The organism is Bacillus sp. FSL H8-0545, assembly GCF_038006105.1.
Lineage (GTDB): Bacteria > Bacillota > Bacilli > Bacillales > Bacillaceae_G > Bacillus_A > Bacillus_A cereus_U.
In genome coordinates this window covers 4868581-4888971 of record NZ_JBBOUO010000001.1, presented here as the reverse complement: position 1 = coordinate 4888971, position 20391 = coordinate 4868581, and the positions used below count along the sequence as shown (strand labels likewise).

Here is a 20391-nt window from a genome sequence, read left to right as displayed (position 1 = left end):
AAGTTTGTGAAAATAAAAGTATTGTTAGTTGATGATCATACAGTTGTTTTAAAAGGATTGGCATTTTTTCTAAGCACACAGGAAGATTTTGAATTAGTTGGGGAAGCAAACAATGGGAAAGAAGCGTTGGTGAAAGTAGGCGAAACGAGTCCAGATGTCGTATTAATGGATTTATATATGCCTGAGATGGATGGAATTGAGGCAACAGCTTGTATCAAAAAAGAATATCCAAACGTGAAAGTAATTGTATTAACTAGTTTTTCTGATCAAGCTCATGTATTGCCGGCACTAAAAGCTGGGGCGAGCGGTTATATTTTAAAAGATATAGAACCAGATCAGCTTGTTGAAGCTATTCGAAGCGCGTATAAAGGTAATATTCAATTACATCCAGATATAGCAAATGCCCTTCTTTCTCAAACATTACCACAGGAAGAAAAAGAAGAAGAACCTTCCGTTCAAGTGGATGTGTTAACAGCGAGAGAAAATGAAGTATTGCAGCTATTGGCGAAAGGGATGAGTAATAAAGAAATCGCTTCTGTTTTAGTTATTACAGAAAAAACGGTAAAAGCTCATATGAGTAGTATTTTGAGTAAGTTACATTTATCCGATCGCACACAAGCAGCATTATATGCAGTGAAAAATGGAATTGTATAAGACAAAAGTCGTAAGACCTAGTTCGCCTTTAGAAGGTGGACTTTTTTTATGGAAAAATACGTCTATGTGAGGACGTAATTGTCTTGATATAAAGATAGAATATATTTGTAAGCAACAGCAATTACAAGGGAGTACCCTTTTTCGTAAGTGATATATAACAACATAAGAGTGAGTATTAGGAGGAAAAACAATGGCAACAGTTTTATTTGTAAAAGCAAACAACCGCCCAGCGGAACAAGCAGTAAGTGTGAGATTATACGAGGCATTTTTAGCAAACTATAAAGAAGCACATCCAAATGATACAGTAGTAGAACTTGATTTATATAAAGAAGAATTACCATATGTAGGCGTAGATATGATTAATGGTACATTCAAAGCAGGTAGAGGATTTGATTTAACAGAAGAAGAAGCAAAAGTGGTAGCAGTTGCTGATAAGTATTTAAATCAATTTTTAGAAGCTGATAAAGTAGTTTTCGGTTTCCCATTATGGAACTTAACGATTCCAGCCGTATTACACACGTATATTGATTATTTAAACCGTGCTGGTAAAACGTTTAAATATACACCAGAAGGTCCAGTTGGGCTTATTGGAGATAAGAAGATTGCGTTATTAAATGCACGCGGCGGCGTATATTCTGAAGGACCAGCAGCTGAAATGGAAATGGCTGTTAAATATGTAGCAAGCATGATGGGCTTCTTCGGCGCAACAAACATGGAAACAGTAGTTATCGAAGGACATAATCAATTCCCAGATAAAGCAGAAGAGATCATTGCAGCAGGTCTTGAAGAAGCGGCTAAAGTAGCAAGTAAATTTTAATTAAAAACATAATCGTCACTCGAAAAAACAGCATTAACATTTACAGGTTAATGCTGTTTTTTTATATTAGTTTGTAGTTTCGTTATGTTTAGGAAGCGGAAATGCATTGCCAATTGCCGCAGCCCCGAGCATCGGTAATAATAAATTGAGCGGGAAAAACATGAGTAATAGTAATGTTATAGCTATTGGTTTTCTTAATGCATAGCTTGAAATAGCTGTCGTGACGATGGCTACGGAAGATATTGGATCTATAGGCAGAATAGAAGCTATAGCGTATCCAATACTTGATCCAGCAAATATAATGGGGAAAATATGTCCGCCGCGCCAACCCGTATTTAAACAAACGGCAGTAATACATAATTTTAAAATTCCTGAAAGAAGTAGTACCCAGAAGGATAAATGGCTCCATTCAACGACTAAATCTTTTAATTGATGTTCCCCTGAAAATAACGTATACGGGAGGAAAGTTCCAGTAACCCCGAGTAAAATACCGCCGATAATTCCAAGTGATACTTTGTATTCCCTGAAGGGGTGGATTAATTTCTCTAATGCGAATTCTAATTTGAAATAAAAGAAACCAACTATAGCACCAATGCTAGCAAGTGGTAGAAAGGCGATCCATTCATTAAGAGCAAGAGACCCTTCCCCGAAATCAACAATAAAGGATCCACGATTATCGAGTTTACTAAGTAATAAGTAAACGGAAAAACCGGCAAAAGTGGTAGCTAAATATACAATTGCTTTTTTTCCTTTCGAAAATTCATTAATTTGTTCACCCTCATTTTCATTCGGAGCTAAGTAACCGAATAATGGTGCATTAAAAATGACACTTAAAGTAGCACCAATTCCAACCTCTGTTAGTTCATTCATTCCCTTTAAAGCAAATTTAAAGCGATCTCCTACCCATGTACAAAGTCCACCGATAATTCCAACAAGTGCAGCTTCTGGTCCTAAGCTAGCTCCAAATATTAAAACGATAATCGCAGTTAAAGTAGCTTTATGTACAAAACTGTATTCAATTCTACCTGTTTTTTTATATTCAGCCATCACTTCCGGCATAAGACGTGGGTATGTGCCGAAGTATTTTTGTGTTAAACCAACGAGGATACCACCGATGATTGTTACACAAATGGTGTAATAAGGAGGAGAAGAGAAAATAGTAGGTAAGTATCCCCAAATAAAGTGAATTCCGATATTTATTGTAACTAAAAATAACCAGACTGTAGCTCCTACTATAGCGCCTAAAAGAATGCCATATAGGACGAGTATATAGTGCATGTCCTTTTTATTTGTCATGTTGTACCTCCGTTATGTAAGTTTTAATGTAGAAAGGATTAAATATGCTAGTGTGAAATGAATTGAATATATATAGTATCTTTTTGAGGGGTTGGCTTATTCAATATATTAGGGTCTCATAAAAATTTGAAACCAACGCGGTTAAACCACTTATTTAATTCTATATAGTGATCGGAGTTTTTAAAAGGTCTTTTTCAAATGAATATGGAATATATTTCTTTTGTTGTTTAAATCAAATTACTTACATTTAATTTAGAACATTCAGAAAAACTATTTGACATTAGGAAATTATTGCTATAAAATCAACGGTAATTGCATAGTCTTATCAAGAAAAGGTGGAGGGACAGGCCCGATGAAACCTTGGCAACAGCCGTATAACGGAATTGTGCCAAATCCTGCAGGTAATAATCCTGATAGATAAGAAAGAGCCTTAGAGCGTGTCTTCAAACTGCTCCTTTCTTGTTTTCAGGAAAGGAGCAGTTTTTTATTTTGCATTAAAAGAAAGGAGAATGAGAGATGGGAGAATCATGGGGGAAAGGAACGATTTGTGTGCAAGGTGGCTATACGCCAAAAAATGGTGAGCCGCGTGTTTTACCACTTTATCAAAGTACAACGTATAAATACGATACGTCAGATGATTTAGCAGCACTATTTAATTTAGAGGCAGAAGGATATATATATACGCGTATTGGAAATCCTACTCTAGCTGCATTTGAGCAGAAGTTATCAGATTTAGAAGGCGGTGTAGGGGCTGTTGCAACAGCTTCTGGGCAGGCAGCTATTATGCTTGCGGTTTTAAATATTTGCAGTAGTGGAGACCATTTACTTTGTTCTTCAACTGTTTACGGAGGAACGTTTAATTTATTTGGAGTGAGTTTACGCAAGCTTGGCATTGATGTTACGTTCTTTAATCCTAATTTAACGGCAGATGAAATTGCGGCACTTGCTAATGATAAGACAAAACTTGTTTATGCAGAATCGTTAGGAAATCCAGCAATGAACGTTTTGAATTTCAAAGAACTTTCAGCGGCAGCAAAAGAATTAGAAGTACCTTTTATCGTTGATAATACATTGGCGACGCCTTATTTATGCCAGGCATTTGAATATGGGGCAAATATCATTGTCCATTCCACAACGAAATATATTGATGGCCATGCAAGTTCTTTAGGCGGCATTGTAATAGACGGAGGGAACTTCGATTGGACAAATGGAAAATACCCTGAGCTTGTTGAACCGGATCCGAGTTATCACGGTGTAAGCTATGTTCAAAATTTTGGAGCAGCAGCGTATATTGTGAAAGCACGCGTTCAGTTATTAAGAGACTACGGAAACTGTATGAGCCCATTCAATGCATATATTAGCAACATTGGCCTGGAAACATTGCATTTACGAATGGAGCGTCATAGTGAAAATGCTCTCGAAGTTGCTAAGTGGCTTGCTAATCATGATTGCATTGAATGGGTGAATTATCCAGGGTTAGATAGTAATGAAAATTACTCGTTAGCACAAAAGTATTTGAAAAAAGGTGCTAGTGGAGTTTTAACATTTGGTATTAAAGGCGGATTAGAAGCAGCAAAAGAATTTATCGCAAATGTAAAACTCGCAACTCTTGTAACGCATGTAGCTGATGCAAGAACTTGTGTAATACATCCTGCTAGTACGACGCACAGACAATTAAGCGCAGAAAATCAGCGTTTAGCTGGCGTTACATCTGATTTAATCCGTTTATCGGTCGGTATAGAAGATGTTTCTGATATTATTGCAGATTTAGAAGCAGCGCTAGTCGGAGGCAAACAACATGCCGATCATAATTGATAAAGATTTACCAGCTCGCAAAGTATTGCAGAAGGAAAATATTTTTGTAATGACGAAGGAGCGAGCAGTAACACAAGATATACGTGCTTTGAAAATTGCTATATTAAATTTAATGCCTACAAAGCAAGAAACAGAGGCGCAATTACTTCGTTTAATTGGAAATACACCGCTGCAATTAGATGTTCATTTACTTCATATGGAATCGCATCTGTCTCGCAATGTAGCGCAGGACCATTTAACGAGCTTCTATAAAACATTCCGTGATATTGAGAATGAAAAATTTGATGGACTCATTATTACAGGAGCACCAGTTGAAACTCTTTCTTTTGAAGAAGTAGATTATTGGGAAGAGCTTGGACGTATTATGGAGTATTCAAAAACAAATGTAACATCTACGCTTCATATTTGCTGGGGGGCACAAGCTGGTTTGTATTATCACTATGGTGTGCCGAAGTATCCCCTTGCGAAAAAAATGTTTGGTGTATTTGAACATGAGGTTCGCGAGCAACATGTGAAATTGTTACAAGGGTTTGATGAAGTGTTTTTTGCTCCGCATTCTCGTCATACAGAAGTACGAGAGAGCGATATTGAAAAAGTGAAAGAATTAACGTTATTAGCCAATTCTGAAGAAGCGGGTGTTCATCTTGTTATTGGGCAAGAGGGCAGGCAAGTTTTCGCACTGGGACACAGTGAATATAGTTGTGATACGTTAAAGGAAGAATACGAACGGGACCGGCAAAAAGGGTTAAATATTGATGTGCCAAAAAATTATTTTAAACATAATAATCCAGATGAGAAGCCACTTGTTAGGTGGAAGAGTCATGGGAATTTATTATTCTCTAATTGGCTGAATTATTACGTGTATCAAGAAACCCCTTATATATTGTAAATAATGATTGTGTAACACGTGGTAGCGTTTTATTTGTAAAGATTAACCCTTATTTTTCCGAATGTTCAAAATACATTGTTTTTCAGATTTTTTGTCTATATAATGGCATCTAAACACAATTTTTGAGGGGTGGACAGTATTATGAAAGAAATTCAAGTTGGGTTATTAGGTCTTGGGACAGTTGGTAGTGGTGTAGTTCGTATTATTACAGATCATCAAGAACGACTTATACACCAAGTAGGTTGTCCAGTGAAAGTAACGAAAGTGTTGGTGCAAAATATTGAGAAAGAGAGAGAGGTAGAGGTACCTTCTACTCTATTAACACAAGATGTGAATGAAATTTTAGATAATCCTAATATTGATGTTGTCATCGAAGTAATGGGCGGCATTGATGATGCGAAAGCATATATTTTACAAGCTTTAAAAGGCGGGAAGCACGTTGTGACTGCAAATAAAGATTTAATGGCGTTACACGGAGCGGAACTCTTAGCGGTAGCAAAAGATAACAAGGCTGATTTATTTTACGAAGCAAGTGTAGCTGGAGGGATTCCAATTTTACGAAGCATCGTAGAAGGACTTTCTTCAGATCTTATTACGAAAGTAATGGGAATTGTAAATGGAACGACAAATTTTATTTTGACGAAAATGTCAGACGAAGGGAGAGCATATAACGACGTGTTAAAAGAAGCTCAGCAGCTTGGATTTGCAGAAGCAGATCCAACATCAGACGTAGAAGGTTTAGATGCGGCAAGAAAAATGACGATTTTGGCTACTCTCGGTTTCTCTACAAATGTAGAGCTTGGAGATGTGAAGGTAAAAGGAATTACTTCTATTACAGCAGAAGATATTGAATATAGTAAGAGCTTAGGTTATACAATTAAATTAATTGGTCTTGCAAAGCGAGATGGCGAGAAATTAGAGGTTACAGTTGAGCCGACTTTACTTCCAAATGCACACCCTCTTGCGGCAGTGCAAAATGAATATAATGCTGTCTATGTGTATGGTGAAGCGGTAGGAGAAACGATGTTTTATGGTCCGGGAGCAGGAAGCTTACCGACAGCGACAGCTGTTGTTTCTGACCTAGTTGCTGTAATGCAAAATATTAGGCTAGGTGTAAACGGAAATAGTGCTGTAGTCCCGCAATATCAAAAGGTACTAAAAGAGCCAGATGAAATTATTGTGAAAAAGTTTTTAAGACTTCATGTGAAAGACGAAATTGGTGTTTTTGCAAAAATTACATCATTGTTTTCTGAGCGCGGTGTTAGTTTTGAAAAGATTATTCAAATGCCACTTGAAGAGAAAGGGAAAGCAGAAATTGTAATTGTAACGCATCGTGCTTCTCTTGCGGATTATGAGTGCATTCTACATACATTGCAATCGTATGAAGAAATAGATTGTGTGAAAGCAAACTATCGAATTGAAGGAGATGCTAAGTAGTATCTCTTCCAATAAATAGAAAAAACCCTATTAAGCGGCTTGCTTAATAGGGTTTTTTCTATTTAAAATCTGCGTACCAACTTGAATAAATGCTTGAATAATCCAACCTGTTGTAAAGGATAAGATAATTGTTCCAAAATAGATTGGCCCATCTAATAAGAAGCTTAGTGTTAAAAATAAAAAAGCTAATGAAATTTCTGTTCTTCTAAATGTCCATTTCTTTTTCTCAGCAACAGTTAAAACGAAAGCCTCTTGAGGTGCCGCGCAAAGATTAGTAGAGACGTAAAGACCAATTCCGGCTCCGACGAATAGATTTCCGCAAATAAGTGTTATATATTTTGGAAGAGAGCGGATAGCGTCCATAATAGTCGTAATAGAACCAACCCAATCAACAAAAAGAGAAATAAGAATCATTGTGACAATTGTGCCGATTGTAATTTGTTTTTTGTCCCAAAAGAGTACGATCAGGGTAAAAACAAAGTTAATCATGAAAATCCAAAAACCAATACTTATCCCGAAATTTTGATATAGTGCAATAAAGAAGGAATCATAAGGGCTAAGTCCAAAGGAAGTAATTGTCGTCATCATATTAATGCCGATGGCGAGAATGAGTAAACCACCAATAAAAAATATATATTCTAATTTGAATCGAAGCATAGTTGTATATCCTTTCAAAATGTATTTGCTAAGAAAGGATATACTGTGGAAAGCTTACCAGGTCAAGCGAGAATTTTTGAGGGGAAGGGGAGAATAAGATGACGAATATAAGAAAGATTGCTGAACTTGCTGGGGTATCTGTTTCAACTGTTTCACGTGTACTCAATAATCATCCGTACGTGAATGAACAGAAACGAAAAGAAATTTTAGCGATTATAGAAGAATTAAATTATACGCAAAATGTGAATGCGATTCATTTAGTGAAAGGAAAAACAAATGTAATTGGCGTTTTATTGCCGCACGTAAATGATCAATATTACAGTGCCATTATTGGAGGGATATCAAAGGAAACTGCAAAGAACAATTATAATATGATGCTTTGCCAGACAAATTATAGCGAAGAAAAAGAGCTTGAAATTTTACATATGTTAAAAATGAAAAAGCTTGATGGAGTAATTATATGTTCACGGACAAATAGTAAGGAAAAACTTGAAGAGTATACAAAGTTTGGTCCAATTGTGATGTGTGAGGAAATAGATTCGAATTTCATTTCAAGTGTACATATTGATTACTACAAAGTATTTTTGCGGGGGATGAAAAGCTTAATAGATGCTGGTCATACACGTATCGGATATTGCATTGGAAGAAGTAATAGCATTAATAGTCAAAGGCGAAAAAAGGCGTATGAGGATTCACTTCAACAGATTGTTGTAACACCGTTAGATGCCTGGAAGTTTAAAGGCTGTTTTACGGTGGAAGATGGGCGCAATGTAGTCAGAGAATGGGCTAATATGTCTGTAAAACCGACGGCATTTCTTGTATCTTGCAATCATATTGCTGCAGGAATGGTAACGGAGGCGAAAAAACAAGGAATTCGTATCCCAGAGGATATTACGATTATCGGATGTGATGATCAAGAAGTGGCAAATATATTAGGTATTACGACGATTTCGCATTCTAGTAAAAATGTTGGTGTAAAGGCATTTGAATTATTATATGAAAAGATTAATGATGAGGAAATAGATGTGAAGCATGTAGAGTTATTGCCAGAATTGGTAGATAGGGAAACGACATAATAGAGAAGGTATGAAAATCGCTTTTCGAAAATTCGTTTGGTATAATTATGGACAATCTATAGGGGCTAAAAGGGGTTTTGATATGAGATCAAAATTAGTAAAAGTAATTCTACTCATTACAATTGCGTCTTTCTGTTTATTTGCATACGGTTTTGTTTCGGGTGTGAATGATGTATTAAATCCGAAAGCTTCAAAATTAATTACGAAGACTGACGTAGTGGCAAAAGAGAAAAAGAAAACGGGAACGTTACAAATAGTTAGTTTAGGTGATTCATTAACGCGCGGCGTTGGTGACAAAGAAGGAATTGGCTATATTGGACGAATGAAAGAGGATTTACAAAAAGATTATAAACAAAAAGTTGCACTAACCAATTTGGCAGTTAGTGGCGCAAAAATGCCGGATTTATTAAAACAACTAGAGGGTAGCGGAGCTCAATATTCAATTAAGCAAGCAGATGTAATTGTTTTAACAATTGGAGGAAATGATTTATTCCCAGGATGGGAATCGCTCGGAAAAATAGATTTAGAGACATATCGTCCTGATACGGAAACATTTCAAAATGAAGCAAAGAAAATTATAGAAGAAATTCGTAAATTAAATACAGATAGCCCTATTTTTTGGCTAGGTTTATACAATCCTTTTGAGGATGTAGAAGATTTAAGAGGTTCATCAAATATTGTTGTTGATTGGAATGCTTCTTTAGAGAAGTTAGCATTAAATGATAAAAATGTATATATTACACCGACATTTGATTTATTCCAAAATCGCGGAAAAGATTTATTATACTCCGATCATTTTCATCCGAATGAAGTCGGCTACACATATATGGCAGAGCGATTAGTCCAAAACGTCGTAAGTAAATTAAAGCTAGAACAAGGAGGGATAAAATGACGATGATACTTTCCGTACGAGACGTGAAGAAGGTAATGGGAAAGAAGACACTTGTAGAAGACATTTCATTTGATGTAAAACAAGGAGAAGTGTTTGGCTTCTTAGGGCCGAACGGAGCCGGGAAAACGACAACAATTCGAATGTTAGTCGGACTGATTAAAGCGACAGAAGGTACTATTTCTATTGGTGGTTATTCTATTAAGGAAAATTTCAGAGAAGCGATGCGTCAAATTGGAAGTATCGTTGAAAACCCAGAGCTTTATACATATTTAACGGGATGGGAAAACTTAAAGCAATTTGCGCGCATGCTTGGTGATATATCAGATGAACGTATTATTGAAATTGCAAAAATGGTTCATTTAGATGAGCGTATTCACGATAAGGTAAAAACATATTCCCTTGGTATGAAGCAGCGCCTTGGAATTGCACAGGCGCTACTTGGAAATCCGAAATTGCTCATATTAGATGAACCGACGAATGGTTTAGATCCAGCTGGGATTAGAGAACTTAGGGAATTTATACATAAGCTTGTAAAAGAAGAAAATATGAGTGTATTTATTTCGAGTCACTTGTTAAGTGAAGTGCAAATGATATGTGACCGTGTTGCGATTATTCATAAAGGAAAAATGATAACAGTTGCACCTATTGAAGAGTTGATCAAAACAGCGAGTGATCGTGTGGAATGGGTCGTTACACCGGTTTCCAAAGCGAAAGACATGTTAGACGCTGCTGAAGAGGTAGAGGAAGTTAGTATAGAAGATGAGCGTTTACTATGTCGTATGGATGTTGCGTCTATTAGTGTTTGGAATAAGCACTTTGTAGAAAACGAGATAGATGTACATAGCGTCAAAGAGCTTGTATTTACGCTAGAAGATTTATTTATTGAACTCACAAGGGGTGAGCAACATGCGTGAATTTGCGAATCTAGTTTTAAATGAATCAGAAAAGATTTATCGTAAGAAACGGATTGTTGTTGTCATGCTTATTTTAGCAATCTTGATTCCGCTTTTTGTGTATGCTCAGTATCGTGAAATAGAAACAACGCAAAAAAGGCTTGGTACGACCGATTGGAAAGTATCATTACAGCAACAAATTGTTGATTCCCAAAACCGCTTGAACAATTCTAGATTGCCAGAAGAATGGCGTGATTGGCTAAAAGTAAGAGTGGAACAGCAACAATATTATTTAGATCATGATATTAATCCGACTGCGCCAGGGGCACCAACATTTGTGAGGGCGTTTATTGAACAAGGAATAACGTTACTTATTCCATTGCTTGTTATGATTGTCGCCATTGATATTGTTTCAGGAGAACGAAGCGATGGTACGATGAAAATGCTTCTGACGAGGCCTATTCGGCGCTGGAAAATACTCCTTAGTAAATATGTGACGATGCTATTTTTCATTTCGCTCATATTGCTTCTTGTCGGTTTATTTGCTTACGCATTATCAGGGATTGTATTTGGATACTCTGGATGGAACTTACCTGTTTTAACAGGATTCGTCATTGATAAGGAGACATTAAATACGAACTTTGTACATCTTATTCCGCAGTGGCAATACATTTTGATGGCTTACGGACTAGCTTGGTTTGTTGCTATCGTTGTCGGAACTATATCATTCATGGTTTCCGTTTTAATTCGTAATACACCAGCCGGCATGGGCGTTATGTTAGCGGCGTTAATTGCGGGTGGCATTTTGAGCTCTTTTGCAACGTCTTGGGAAGGTGCGAAATACATTTTTAGTGTCAACTTATCGTTAACGGATTATTTATCAGGAAAACTGCCTGCATTACAAGGGTTATCAATGGGATTTTCTTTAATGAATTTAACGGTTTGGGCAGTAGTATCTCTTATCATTTCATTTGTAGTATTTACAAGGCAGGATATGGTGAATTAATTGGATAGGAAGTGAAGGCATGGAAAACATTTTGCAGAATGATTGGGGACCATTACTGGGGTCAGAATTTGAGAAAGAATACTATCAAGCTTTAGCTAATTTTTTAAAAGAAGAGTATGAGGAGCATGTGATTTATCCAAAGAAAGAAGATATTTTTAACGCTCTTCAGTATACAAGTTATGAAAATACAAAGGTCGTTATTTTAGGACAAGACCCATATCATGGACCGAATCAAGCACATGGTTTAAGTTTTTCGGTACAACCTTGTATTAAAACGCCGCCATCTTTGTTAAATATGTATAAAGAACTGCGAGATGAATACGGTTATGAAATTCCGAATAACGGTTATTTAGTAAAATGGGCGGAGCAAGGGGTTTTACTATTAAATACCGTGTTAACGGTTCGTCAAGGTGAGGCGAATTCTCATAAAGGAAAAGGATGGGAGCATTTCACAGATCGCGTAATTGAGCTATTAAATGAACGTGAAAAGCCAGTTGTTTTCATATTATGGGGACGCCATGCTCAGGCGAAGAAAAAGTTAATTACGAATACGAATCATCATATTATCGAGTCCGTACATCCAAGCCCATTATCAGCAAGACGTGGTTTCTTTGGAAGTAAGCCGTACTCTAAAGTAAATGAGATTTTATCTAACATGGATGAAAAAGAAATCGATTGGCAAATTTCGAATATATAAACGCAAAAAAGGTAGCTAACAATTGTTAACTACCTTTTTACTATTACTGTTCATTTTTTAGTTTTGCATCTAGTACAAAAGTACCAAATGGGATAACTGATGCAACAAGTGCACCAAGTGCCCATAAAATTGTTTTACGGTGTACGATTGTTACTTGAATTACCGCAAAGATGAATAGTACGAATAAAACGCCATGAGCCATACCTGTAATTTTAACAGCTGTTGCAAACCCTGCAAAATATTTTAACGGCATTGCTACAAATAATAGTAATAGGAAAGAAATACCCTCAACTAAGCCGATTGCTCTTAATCGTCCGATTGGTGTAGATAACATGAAGTAGCCTCCTTTAATATATGCTTGTATATAGTAAATTTGTATTCTTTTTCAAAATAAAATAGTCTATTTTGTTTCATTATATACAAAAAGAAACTTTACACTACGAGAATAGTGCAAAGTTCAAAATATAGTCACAAAAGCAATGCAATTTAAATAAAAACCTATTTGAAGTATTTGACTTCAAATAGGTTTTATGAATGAAAATATTAAACAAGCACTTCGCTTTTTAGTACAAATTTCTCTACAACTTTAGCAACACCATCGTTCATATTTGTATCTGTTACATAGTTTGCAATTTCTTTAATATCATCTGGTGCATTGCCCATCGCAACGCCAAGACCGGCAAATTCAATCATCGCTTGATCGTTATAGCTATCGCCCATTGCGATAACTTCTTCGCGTTTAATACCAAGTTTTTGGATTAATTGGTTTAAGCTCGTTCCTTTTGTAACACCATATTCAGTAAATTCTAAGAAGAATGGTTTAGAGCGCATAACGCTTAATTGGCCTTCTAGTTGTTTTTGTAGTTTCTTTTCTACTTCAACAAGGCGTTCAGCTTCTTTATTCATTAATACTTTTACTACAGGCTCTTTAACAGCAGTTTTAAAATTATCTACTTCAATAATCGGCATACCAGTAATTTCGCCCTCAATTTTAGTATAAGGATTATTTTCTTCTGTTACGATATCATCGCCAATATAAGTATGAATCCATACATCTTCATTTTTACTAATTTCAAATAGGTTGTGAACGATTTCAGGAGATAGCGTGCTACTAAAGATTTCTTCATTTGTTTTACAGTTAATAATTTTAGCACCGTTAAAAGATAGAATGAAGCTACCGTATTCTTCTAAAAGAAGTTCTTTTGCAACATTGCGCATACCAAAAGTTGGGCGCCCAGAAGCAAGTACAACTTTAACTCCTTGTTCTTGTGCTGTCATTAAAGCCTCTTTCGTACGAGGTGAAATTGTATGGTCATCGCGTAATAAAGTATCATCTAAATCTAAAACAATCATTTTATAAGTCATATAGAAGATTCCTTTCTTTGTTGGAATAGAAATAAATTTTTATGAAGATCTTGGGGAATGTATAGTAAGACATCGAACCTCTTTACATGAAATTAGGAAAAGTTCTGCATTGTTAGTATAAATTATCATGAGCGTGTTGCCCATGACAATTTATCCCGCTATTTGCGGGCAGTAAGACTCCCACCTCAAAATTCAGCTGGAGCAAAGAAGTTAGGTGGGAGATCAACTGCCCGTAAACGCCCGATTGGTTCAACTAATAATCAGTGGGGGGTGAACAAAACCCCCACTGATTAAAGTTTCACTTTATCATTATCGTAACAACTCTAAAGATAGAGTGCAATAATGGAAGTTTTCCAATTTACGATAGTTGTTTTTCGTGCGAACGAGAAAATAGTATTTCCAGCAAGATAGCCATTACAGATCCAAGAACGAGACCGTTACTTAAAAATGATGCTAAAAATGGTGGCAGCGTAGAAAATGCTCCGGCTGGAACGAACATAACTCCGATTCCTGTAAAGATTGAAAGACCTGCTACTTTAAATAATTGTTCTTTATTTTGTACAGTGTCATATTCACGAAAAGCGAGACCAATCATGCTTGCAAATACAGGGTAAATCGCAGCATACCCAACTGCAACGGGGATTGCTGCAAAGAATGAAGTAATCTTTGGGAATACACTAACAAGAATGATAAAGCTTGACCCTAACATAAATGGGAGGCGTTTATAAATATTTGTTGTTGCGATAAATCCTGCTGATCCAGAAATGGCAACAGGACCAATGGCTGAAAACAGGCCGCCTAGTAATTGATTTATTCCTGTTATAATGCCAGCTTGTTTGAAGCGATCTGGAGCAGAATCTTCTTCATACTTTGAAACAACCTTTTGTACAACGCGAATACTTGCTAACATATTTGTTAGAAGTAATAGTGTGACGAAAACTACCGTAATTGCCATGTTCCATTCAATGCGGGGCATTCCGAAAACAAATAGAGATGGAAGACGAATTATATCTGTCACAGGTGTTACTGGATTAGATAATCCGAAGCACGCGAATAATATCCAGCCGCAGACGATACTGAAAAGAACGGAATATTGTCCAATAATAGGTAGCTTCATAATGAAAAAAGATAGTAAAATAACAATGAGTGAAAGAATAAATACCTTTGGCTGTACTTCTGTATGTTGTCCATCAAGGCCAAACATGCCTTTTAAGAAGGAGCCACTAAGTTGTGCGACAAGAAGGAATAAATACGTTCCAATTACTGTAGGTGTAAAGTAGCGAACTAGTTTATCGATAAGTCCAAAAACACTAAGAATAATACAAATAATTCCGCTTAGTAGGAAAGCGTACTGAAGGACCTTAAGTGTTTCATTGCTTGATCCAAATAATACGACGCCTAAACTTGCATACAGGGAGAAAATTCCCCACCAAAGGCCTGCGGGACCTTCTTGAATAGGAAGTTTATGACCGAACATAGCTTGCAGTAGGCCGGCAAAACCGAGAACAAATAATGTCCTTTGTACAAACGCGATAGCTTCAGCGCCGTCGAGGCCGTAACTAGTTGCGACACTAATTGGTACAATAAGACTTCCAGCTAAAATAAATAGTGCCCATTGTAAGGCAGAAAGAAATAGCTTCATTATATCAACCTCTTTCATAGATTCCATTTCTAGTATATAGGTATTTCATTTCCTTTGGCAAAGATTGTAGATAGAGAAAAGAGTTGAAATATAATATGAATGCACGTAAGCAATTATGGATAGCAGTTATATGTATGACCTTTGTTGTAATTCTAGGGACGCTAGGATTTATGACAATTGAAGAAATTAGCTTGTTTCAAGCATTTTGGATGACGATGATTACTGTATTAACGGTTGGGCATGGTGATGTAGTGCCTGTAACACCGGCAGGGAAATTTTTTGCGCTCCTTATTATACCTGTTGGCGTCGGTATCGTTACGTATGCAATGGGGGTAGTAGCAGCTATGATCATTGAGGGTAACTTATTTCATGCGGCGCGGAGGAAGAAGATGGATAAACAAATAGCGCAGTTACAAAAGCATATTATAGTATGTGGTTGTGGAAGAGTAGGGCTTCAAGTTGTACATGAATTACAGGAAAAGAAAATCCCATTTGTAGTTGTGGATAAAGATGAAAGTATATTCGAACAGGAAAAGCTTTTATATGTACATGGGGATGCAACTGAAGATCAAGTGTTACATAATGCGGGAATTTCGAAGGCAGCGGGTCTAGTGGCTATCGTAGCAAACGATGCTGAAAATGTATTTATTACATTAACGGCAAGAGGGCTTAATGGTGCAATTAAAATTGTAGCAAGAGCTGAAAAACCAGAAACAGAAGAGAAATTACGGCGCGCTGGTGCAAATAAGGTTATTAATCCATCTAGTATGGCAGGAATTCATATCGCAAAAGGTATTGCGAATCCGTTAACAGTTCATTATATTGATACAGTATTGTATGGAATAGAACAATCCTTTGTAATTGAAGAAATTCAAGTTGGTAAAGATTCTATCTTAGCCAGTAAATCGTTACTAGAGAGTAATGTGAGAAATCAATTTGATGTAACAATTTTAGCGATTTTAAGGGATGGAGATATTATCCATAATCCAACGGGGCAGGAAAAACTACAAGAACATGATATGATAATAGTATTTGGTTCGGTGGAGAAACTGGGGCAATTTGAGAAAGAACTACAAAGTAAGAGGTGACAAGGAATGCAAGTATCTAGTGATAAGATTTTAAATAAAATGGCGAATGAAATTGCAAAGGCAAAAAGTAGTGAAGGACAACAATCAAAAGGACACTTATTAGTTGTACGTGCTTTATGTGATTTATTATTGGATGAACAAGTGGAGCCTTCTACGTATAGAGAACCAAAAGTTCAAACACAAGTAATCGGGTCTCAGCCTATGACGACAGTTCAACCAGTTATGCCGGTTTCTGGAGAAAAAGTATATATAAAAGAAAAGGATGCAAACGGTAAATCTTTATTTGACTTTTAAAAGTAAAATCGTTTGGCTTATATGTAAAAATTGCTTATGATAAAGGTAAAAAGGGGAATTAAGATGAAAATTTTCTTTTTACTAGGTTGTATTGCAGCGGGACTATCTGTTGCATTAGGGGCTTTTGGAGCACATGGTTTAGAAAATAAAATTTCTGCAAAAATGTTAGAAGTGTGGAAGACGGGCGTTACATATCAAATGTTTCATGCAGGTGGCTTATTCGTAGTTGCTCTATTAATGGATAAAATGCAATCATCACTTTTAAGCACTGCGGGTTGGCTTATGGTAGCTGGGATTATTATGTTCTCAGGCAGTCTTTATGCATTAAGTACAACAGGTATTAAATTCTTTGGCCCAATTACACCCCTTGGTGGTGTAGCATTTATTGTGGCGTGGATTTTAGTCGGAACTGCAGTTGTAAAAGGGTTATAAAAAAACAAAAGCTGGCATCCGCCAGCTTTTTTTTATGGTCTTGGAGCATAAGTTGCTTGTTGACTAGGTAAATACGTAATTTCTCCTGGGAATTCTACATAATCTAAGTAAATCATTAGTAGTAAATAACGCTTTCCAGATTTCGGTTCACTAATAACGATATGATCACGGCCAGCTGCCTCGATAATCCCTGTATAAGATTGTGTACCAAGCGAACTACCACGTTCATAAGTCATTACAACTGTAGCTGGCTTACCTTTGTTTAAACGAAGGATATTTTCGATATACGATTGCTCTAGTGGTAACATCCCTTGAGAAACTGCAAGTTGAGCTTGAGCAGCTTGTTGTTGCATTGCTTGCTGTTGTTGCTGTTGTTGCTGTTGTTGTGGGGTCATTTGTTGCGGTTGTACATAAGTTCCAGATGGTTGATAAAAACCTGTTCCGTAGTACGGGTTTTGTTGCTGTGCCATTCAAAAATCCCTCCTCATTTTCATTCCTTAATATACGCCTGGACAATCTCCACCAGATGGTTGGAAGAAGCAGTGCTTTTTAAAGCGACCAGAATTTTGCTGATCATACCAAGTTGGTGGGCAAGGGCCTTCAGGTCTAAAGAACCATAAGGCAAAGTTGGCGGGCCAAAAACGTTGTCCCTGAATAGTCCGTCTTGCCAATGCGATATCTTGTTCTCTCGCTCGTTGATAAAAATACCCTTTTTGAGTTGCCTCAAAACCACCAGGATTTTGATAAACCATTTGACGTAAATTACGTATTTTTTTAAAATCTAAACAATTTCCGCGGACACGATTTACCCCAACGTTTCCAACCATTAACATCCCTTGTTGGCCTTCTCCTTCGGCTTCAGCACGCATCAGTCTAGCTAATAACTTTACATCTTCTTCGTTATATGCGATAACACCCATTATGTGTCACCTCTCTTTTTGGAATGCCTTGTAGAAAGAGGTTCATTTCTAGATGAAGTGTGGAACAATTACTAGTTCATACGTATGAGAAAAAGGACGCAGATATGACAACCAAACGAAGTTTTACATCTAGAGGGGAAAATAAAAAAAGCTAGCGTGAGCTAGCTTTTCATCATTAAAATACTTTAGACCATAAGTTTGAGAAGAAATCGCCAATTGAACGCATTGTTAATACGAACCAATTTGCTTTTTCTACTTCTTCAGTCGTTTTTGCAGTAACTTTTATACTTTTATTTCCGTCTAAGAAACCATATTTATCAGTTGGTTCTAAGACGATTGAACCTACCTTTGCATCTTTCTTAATAGGAGCAACTAAATGCCCATCTTCAGCAAGTGATTTATCTGCTTCAGTAGAAATTTTGTAAGGTGATTTGCTACCTTTTGCAGTAACTACTGTCACTTCTTTTTCTGGTGCAACTGTTACGTAGTCTTCTTTTCCTTTTACTACAGAAATTTTGTTGTTTTTATCTATTTTTAATTTCTGTTTTTCGAAGTTATTAAATCCATACTCAATTAATGCTCGAGATTCTGTGAAACGTTCGTCCATTGATTTCGTTTTAATAATAACAGAGATAAGACGTAAATCACCGCGTTTTGCTGTAATAGTGAATCCATATCCAGCGGTATCAGAACTTCCTGTTTTTAAACCATCTGCTCCTTCATAAGAGAAAGCAGCACCTGGTAACATCCAGTTCCAATTTTCCATACGAATTGGTTTCGGATGATTATCTGGGAAGTTTCTAAATCTTTGTTTTGTATCCTCTAGCATTTCTGGATACTTTGTAATAATTGTTTTTGAAAGAATACCCATATCGCGAGCTGACATGGAGTTTTCTCCATTCAGATCAGTTCCTTCAGGATGTTTTCCTTTTAAATCAGCGTTGTTTAACCCCGTAGCGTTTACAAATTTATATTTCTTTAACCCTAGTTTTTTCGCATGTTCATTTGCAAGATTTAAGAAGTTCTTTTCACTTCCTGCAAGTAATTCTGCTAAAGCAATACTAGATCCATTCGCAGAGAAGATAACGATAGAATGATATAATTCTCTTACAGTATACTGGCGTCCCTTTTCGAACGGTACGTTAGAGAATTCATTGTTACGTGAAACTTCATAAGCGTAATCAGAAATGTTTACTTTCGTATCCCAAGTGATTTTTCCTTCTTTAATTGCTTCTAATACGGCATAAACAACAATTAATTTTGACATACTAGCGATAGCTAGTAATTCATCTGGATTTTGTTCATGCAGTATTTTTCCTGTATCTGCATCAAATAGAAGTGCAGCAGCTGCCTCTATATGTATTTTTTCTTCCGCATGGGATGTTGTTACTCCTAAGGAAGAAAATGACAATAGAAACAATAGTGAAATAGACAAGATTTTCTTCATATACATTATCACCTTCGCATCGTTATTAGCATATAGCTCGTACCATTTTAGCATAAATTTGGATGTGAAAAGGTTACAATCTTACAAGAAATTTGAAAAGAATTTGTCGATTTTTGTTCAAATTTGCAGAGAAAAGAAGGTTTTTGCAGGTAAATGTAGAGGGTAATAAAAAAAGGAACGAATTTCGTTCCTTTTTTATATTATATGTGTAAAAATGTTGTTACTTTTTCGCTTGGTAAAATGTTTCCGACAAAGAATGTTCCAAATTCACCGTAGCGAGCACTTACTTCATCGAAGCGCATTTCATATATAAGTTTCTTAAATTGAAGAACATCGTCAGCAAATAATGTTACGCCCCACTCAAAATCGTCAAATCCAACTGATCCTGAAATAACTTGGCGCACTTTACCTGCGTACTGGCGACCGATTTTGCTATGACTGTACATAAGTTTCTTACGTTCATCCATAGGAAGCATATACCAGTTATCATTACCTTGGCGACGCTTATCCATTGGATAGAAGCAAATGTGATTTGCTTTCGGTAACTCAGGATATAAGCGAGCTAAGATTTGTGGGTTTTGGTATGGGTCTTCATCAGCTGGAAGATAGTTGCTTAGTTCAACAACAGATACGTAAGAATATGCAGGAACTAAATATTCAGCTAATGTTGTTTTATTTAATTCTGTTTCGATTTCATTTAACTCTTCCATTGTTGGACGTAAGATCATAAGCATAATATCTGCTTTTTGACCAACAACTGTATACATTGCATGACTGCCTTTTTTTGCAGTAGCTACTTCGTTCCATTTTTCAACGACATTTAAAAATTCAGACACTGCTTGTCCGCGTTCGTCACTAGATAATGTTTTCCATGCTGCCCAATCAATAGAACGTAAATCATGTAAACAATACCAGCCATCTAACGTTGTTGTTGCTTCACTCATTCTATTCACCTCAGTTAATGATATTTTACACGTTAACTATAGCATATATAGGATTAAAAACATCTACATAAAGTTTCGGCGCATAAAACTGTCACATTTATATTTACCGGAAAACGGGAGAAAATAAGGC

22 protein-coding genes and 1 riboswitch are annotated in these 20391 nt (G+C 36.4%); of the genes, 13 read left to right on the top strand and 9 right to left on the bottom strand.

Translation table 11 applies throughout. The features are described from left to right. Positions 1–6 precede the first annotated feature (6 nt). On the top strand, positions 7–654 hold the full coding sequence (locus tag MHI07_RS25600) for a response regulator (protein WP_002016393.1): 648 nt from the start codon (positions 7–9) through the stop codon (positions 652–654). Positions 655–844: 190 nt separating this feature from the next. Continuing rightward, the gene (locus tag MHI07_RS25595) at positions 845–1471 is read left to right on the top strand and encodes an FMN-dependent NADH-azoreductase (protein ID WP_002159718.1); all 627 of its coding nucleotides are present in this window, start codon (positions 845–847) and stop codon (positions 1469–1471) included. Positions 1472–1537: 66 nt separating this feature from the next. On the opposite strand, the gene MHI07_RS25590 is transcribed toward MHI07_RS25595, so the two are convergent. Next, positions 1538–2767 carry a chloride channel protein gene (locus tag MHI07_RS25590; protein ID WP_002159719.1) on the bottom strand — a complete coding sequence of 410 codons (1230 nt, stop codon included), beginning with the start codon at positions 2765–2767 and terminating at the stop codon, positions 1538–1540. A gap of 319 nt (positions 2768–3086) precedes the next feature. After that, a riboswitch (SAM riboswitch) is annotated at positions 3087–3191 on the top strand. A 92-nt stretch (positions 3192–3283) separates the two neighbouring features. On the opposite strand from MHI07_RS25590, the gene MHI07_RS25585 reads away from it, so the two are divergent. From MHI07_RS25585 to MHI07_RS25575, 3 genes are all read left to right on the top strand, one after another. Continuing rightward, on the top strand, positions 3284–4582 hold the full coding sequence (locus tag MHI07_RS25585; RefSeq protein ID WP_002113143.1) for a bifunctional O-acetylhomoserine aminocarboxypropyltransferase/cysteine synthase: 1299 nt from the start codon (positions 3284–3286) through the stop codon (positions 4580–4582). Next, the gene (gene metA, locus MHI07_RS25580) at positions 4566–5471 is read left to right on the top strand and encodes a homoserine O-acetyltransferase MetA (RefSeq protein ID WP_002159721.1); all 906 of its coding nucleotides are present in this window, start codon (positions 4566–4568) and stop codon (positions 5469–5471) included. The genes MHI07_RS25585 and metA overlap by 17 nt, the downstream gene beginning before the upstream one ends. Before the next feature lie 141 nt (positions 5472–5612). Beyond that, positions 5613–6908 (top strand): homoserine dehydrogenase, encoded by a 1296-nt coding sequence (locus MHI07_RS25575; RefSeq protein ID WP_340826810.1) that lies wholly within the window; start codon positions 5613–5615, stop codon positions 6906–6908. Between the two features lie 30 nt (positions 6909–6938). Here the strand turns inward: MHI07_RS25575 and MHI07_RS25570 are convergent, their stop codons facing one another. Beyond that, positions 6939–7565 carry a YczE/YyaS/YitT family protein gene (locus MHI07_RS25570; RefSeq protein ID WP_002159723.1) on the bottom strand — a complete coding sequence of 209 codons (627 nt, stop codon included), beginning with the start codon at positions 7563–7565 and terminating at the stop codon, positions 6939–6941. A 98-nt stretch (positions 7566–7663) separates the two neighbouring features. Here MHI07_RS25570 and MHI07_RS25565 point away from each other — a divergent pair, with 98 nt between their 5' ends. From MHI07_RS25565 to MHI07_RS25545, 5 genes are read left to right on the top strand one after another with little or no spacing between them, the layout of a single operon-like run. Then, entirely contained in the window at positions 7664–8641 is a 978-nt protein-coding gene (locus MHI07_RS25565) for a LacI family DNA-binding transcriptional regulator (RefSeq protein WP_078174639.1), read from the top strand. Between the two features lie 10 nt (positions 8642–8651). After that, positions 8652–9533, top strand: a complete 882-nt coding sequence (locus MHI07_RS25560; RefSeq protein ID WP_002159725.1) for an SGNH/GDSL hydrolase family protein — start codon at positions 8652–8654, stop codon at positions 9531–9533. Beyond that, the gene (locus MHI07_RS25555; RefSeq protein WP_002113137.1) at positions 9530–10447 is read left to right on the top strand and encodes an ABC transporter ATP-binding protein; all 918 of its coding nucleotides are present in this window, start codon (positions 9530–9532) and stop codon (positions 10445–10447) included. Before MHI07_RS25560 ends, MHI07_RS25555 begins: the two co-directional genes overlap by 4 nt. Then, a complete protein-coding gene (locus MHI07_RS25550; protein WP_340826806.1) occupies positions 10440–11432 on the top strand; it encodes an ABC transporter permease in 993 nt (330 codons plus the stop codon). Before MHI07_RS25555 ends, MHI07_RS25550 begins: the two co-directional genes overlap by 8 nt. Positions 11433–11451: 19 nt before the next feature. Then, positions 11452–12129 carry a uracil-DNA glycosylase gene (locus MHI07_RS25545; protein WP_340826805.1) on the top strand — a complete coding sequence of 226 codons (678 nt, stop codon included), beginning with the start codon at positions 11452–11454 and terminating at the stop codon, positions 12127–12129. A 43-nt stretch (positions 12130–12172) separates the two neighbouring features. Here MHI07_RS25545 and MHI07_RS25540 read toward each other — a convergent pair whose 3' ends face one another. The 3 genes from MHI07_RS25540 to MHI07_RS25530 all read right to left on the bottom strand — a co-directional run bounded on the left by MHI07_RS25540 (position 12173) and on the right by MHI07_RS25530 (position 15136). Beyond that, positions 12173–12463, bottom strand: coding sequence for a DUF3817 domain-containing protein (locus tag MHI07_RS25540; RefSeq protein WP_002113131.1), 291 nt, complete (start codon positions 12461–12463; stop codon positions 12173–12175). A gap of 209 nt (positions 12464–12672) precedes the next feature. Then, the gene (locus MHI07_RS25535) at positions 12673–13494 is read right to left on the bottom strand and encodes a Cof-type HAD-IIB family hydrolase (protein WP_215580291.1); all 822 of its coding nucleotides are present in this window, start codon (positions 13492–13494) and stop codon (positions 12673–12675) included. A gap of 358 nt (positions 13495–13852) precedes the next feature. Further along, positions 13853–15136: a purine/pyrimidine permease gene (locus MHI07_RS25530; RefSeq protein WP_215580290.1), complete on the bottom strand. Its 1284-nt coding sequence runs from the start codon at positions 15134–15136 to the stop codon at positions 13853–13855. 95 nt (positions 15137–15231) lie between these two features. On the opposite strand from MHI07_RS25530, the gene MHI07_RS25525 reads away from it, so the two are divergent. From MHI07_RS25525 to MHI07_RS25515, 3 genes are all read left to right on the top strand, one after another. Then, entirely contained in the window at positions 15232–16224 is a 993-nt protein-coding gene (locus MHI07_RS25525) for a potassium channel family protein (protein ID WP_340826801.1), read from the top strand. Between the two features lie 6 nt (positions 16225–16230). Then, complete coding sequence (locus tag MHI07_RS25520; RefSeq protein ID WP_215580289.1) at positions 16231–16518, top strand: YwdI family protein; 288 nt, start codon at positions 16231–16233, stop codon at positions 16516–16518. A 63-nt stretch (positions 16519–16581) separates the two neighbouring features. Next, positions 16582–16950 (top strand): DUF423 domain-containing protein, encoded by a 369-nt coding sequence (locus tag MHI07_RS25515; RefSeq protein WP_002016371.1) that lies wholly within the window; start codon positions 16582–16584, stop codon positions 16948–16950. A 32-nt stretch (positions 16951–16982) separates the two neighbouring features. On the opposite strand, the gene gerQ is transcribed toward MHI07_RS25515, so the two are convergent. The 4 genes from gerQ to hemQ form a co-directional block, all read right to left on the bottom strand. Beyond that, positions 16983–17420: a spore coat protein GerQ gene (gerQ, locus tag MHI07_RS25510; RefSeq protein ID WP_002159730.1), complete on the bottom strand. Its 438-nt coding sequence runs from the start codon at positions 17418–17420 to the stop codon at positions 16983–16985. Positions 17421–17447: 27 nt separating this feature from the next. Further along, a complete protein-coding gene (gene cwlJ, locus MHI07_RS25505; RefSeq protein WP_000538158.1) occupies positions 17448–17870 on the bottom strand; it encodes a cell wall hydrolase CwlJ in 423 nt (140 codons plus the stop codon). Positions 17871–18045: 175 nt separating this feature from the next. After that, on the bottom strand, positions 18046–19323 hold the full coding sequence (locus MHI07_RS25500) for a serine hydrolase (protein ID WP_215582192.1): 1278 nt from the start codon (positions 19321–19323) through the stop codon (positions 18046–18048). A gap of 194 nt (positions 19324–19517) precedes the next feature. Further along, positions 19518–20261: a hydrogen peroxide-dependent heme synthase gene (gene hemQ / locus MHI07_RS25495; RefSeq protein WP_071151663.1), complete on the bottom strand. Its 744-nt coding sequence runs from the start codon at positions 20259–20261 to the stop codon at positions 19518–19520. Positions 20262–20391: the final 130 nt, after the last annotated feature.

Excerpts from the sequence above, each read along its gene's own strand:
- MHI07_RS25595 (WP_002159718.1), top strand. The coding sequence starts at position 845 with ATGGCAACAGTTTTATTTGTAAAAGCAAACAACCGCCCAGCGGAACAA.
- MHI07_RS25590 (WP_002159719.1), bottom strand. The coding sequence starts at position 2,767 with ATGACAAATAAAAAGGACATGCACTATATACTCGTCCTATATGGCATT.
- MHI07_RS25585 (WP_002113143.1), top strand. The coding sequence starts at position 3,284 with ATGGGAGAATCATGGGGGAAAGGAACGATTTGTGTGCAAGGTGGCTAT.
- metA (WP_002159721.1), top strand. The coding sequence starts at position 4,566 with ATGCCGATCATAATTGATAAAGATTTACCAGCTCGCAAAGTATTGCAG.
- MHI07_RS25575 (WP_340826810.1), top strand. The coding sequence starts at position 5,613 with ATGAAAGAAATTCAAGTTGGGTTATTAGGTCTTGGGACAGTTGGTAGT.
- MHI07_RS25570 (WP_002159723.1), bottom strand. The coding sequence starts at position 7,565 with ATGCTTCGATTCAAATTAGAATATATATTTTTTATTGGTGGTTTACTC.
- MHI07_RS25565 (WP_078174639.1), top strand. The coding sequence starts at position 7,664 with ATGACGAATATAAGAAAGATTGCTGAACTTGCTGGGGTATCTGTTTCA.
- MHI07_RS25560 (WP_002159725.1), top strand. The coding sequence starts at position 8,652 with ATGAAAATCGCTTTTCGAAAATTCGTTTGGTATAATTATGGACAATCT.
- MHI07_RS25555 (WP_002113137.1), top strand. The coding sequence starts at position 9,530 with ATGACGATGATACTTTCCGTACGAGACGTGAAGAAGGTAATGGGAAAG.
- MHI07_RS25550 (WP_340826806.1), top strand. The coding sequence starts at position 10,440 with ATGCGTGAATTTGCGAATCTAGTTTTAAATGAATCAGAAAAGATTTAT.
- MHI07_RS25545 (WP_340826805.1), top strand. The coding sequence starts at position 11,452 with ATGGAAAACATTTTGCAGAATGATTGGGGACCATTACTGGGGTCAGAA.
- MHI07_RS25540 (WP_002113131.1), bottom strand. The coding sequence starts at position 12,463 with ATGTTATCTACACCAATCGGACGATTAAGAGCAATCGGCTTAGTTGAG.
- MHI07_RS25535 (WP_215580291.1), bottom strand. The coding sequence starts at position 13,494 with ATGACTTATAAAATGATTGTTTTAGATTTAGATGATACTTTATTACGC.
- MHI07_RS25530 (WP_215580290.1), bottom strand. The coding sequence starts at position 15,136 with ATGAAGCTATTTCTTTCTGCCTTACAATGGGCACTATTTATTTTAGCT.
- MHI07_RS25525 (WP_340826801.1), top strand. The coding sequence starts at position 15,232 with ATGAATGCACGTAAGCAATTATGGATAGCAGTTATATGTATGACCTTT.
- MHI07_RS25520 (WP_215580289.1), top strand. The coding sequence starts at position 16,231 with ATGCAAGTATCTAGTGATAAGATTTTAAATAAAATGGCGAATGAAATT.
- MHI07_RS25515 (WP_002016371.1), top strand. The coding sequence starts at position 16,582 with ATGAAAATTTTCTTTTTACTAGGTTGTATTGCAGCGGGACTATCTGTT.
- gerQ (WP_002159730.1), bottom strand. The coding sequence starts at position 17,420 with ATGGCACAGCAACAAAACCCGTACTACGGAACAGGTTTTTATCAACCA.
- cwlJ (WP_000538158.1), bottom strand. The coding sequence starts at position 17,870 with ATGGGTGTTATCGCATATAACGAAGAAGATGTAAAGTTATTAGCTAGA.
- MHI07_RS25500 (WP_215582192.1), bottom strand. The coding sequence starts at position 19,323 with ATGTATATGAAGAAAATCTTGTCTATTTCACTATTGTTTCTATTGTCA.
- hemQ (WP_071151663.1), bottom strand. The coding sequence starts at position 20,261 with ATGAGTGAAGCAACAACAACGTTAGATGGCTGGTATTGTTTACATGAT.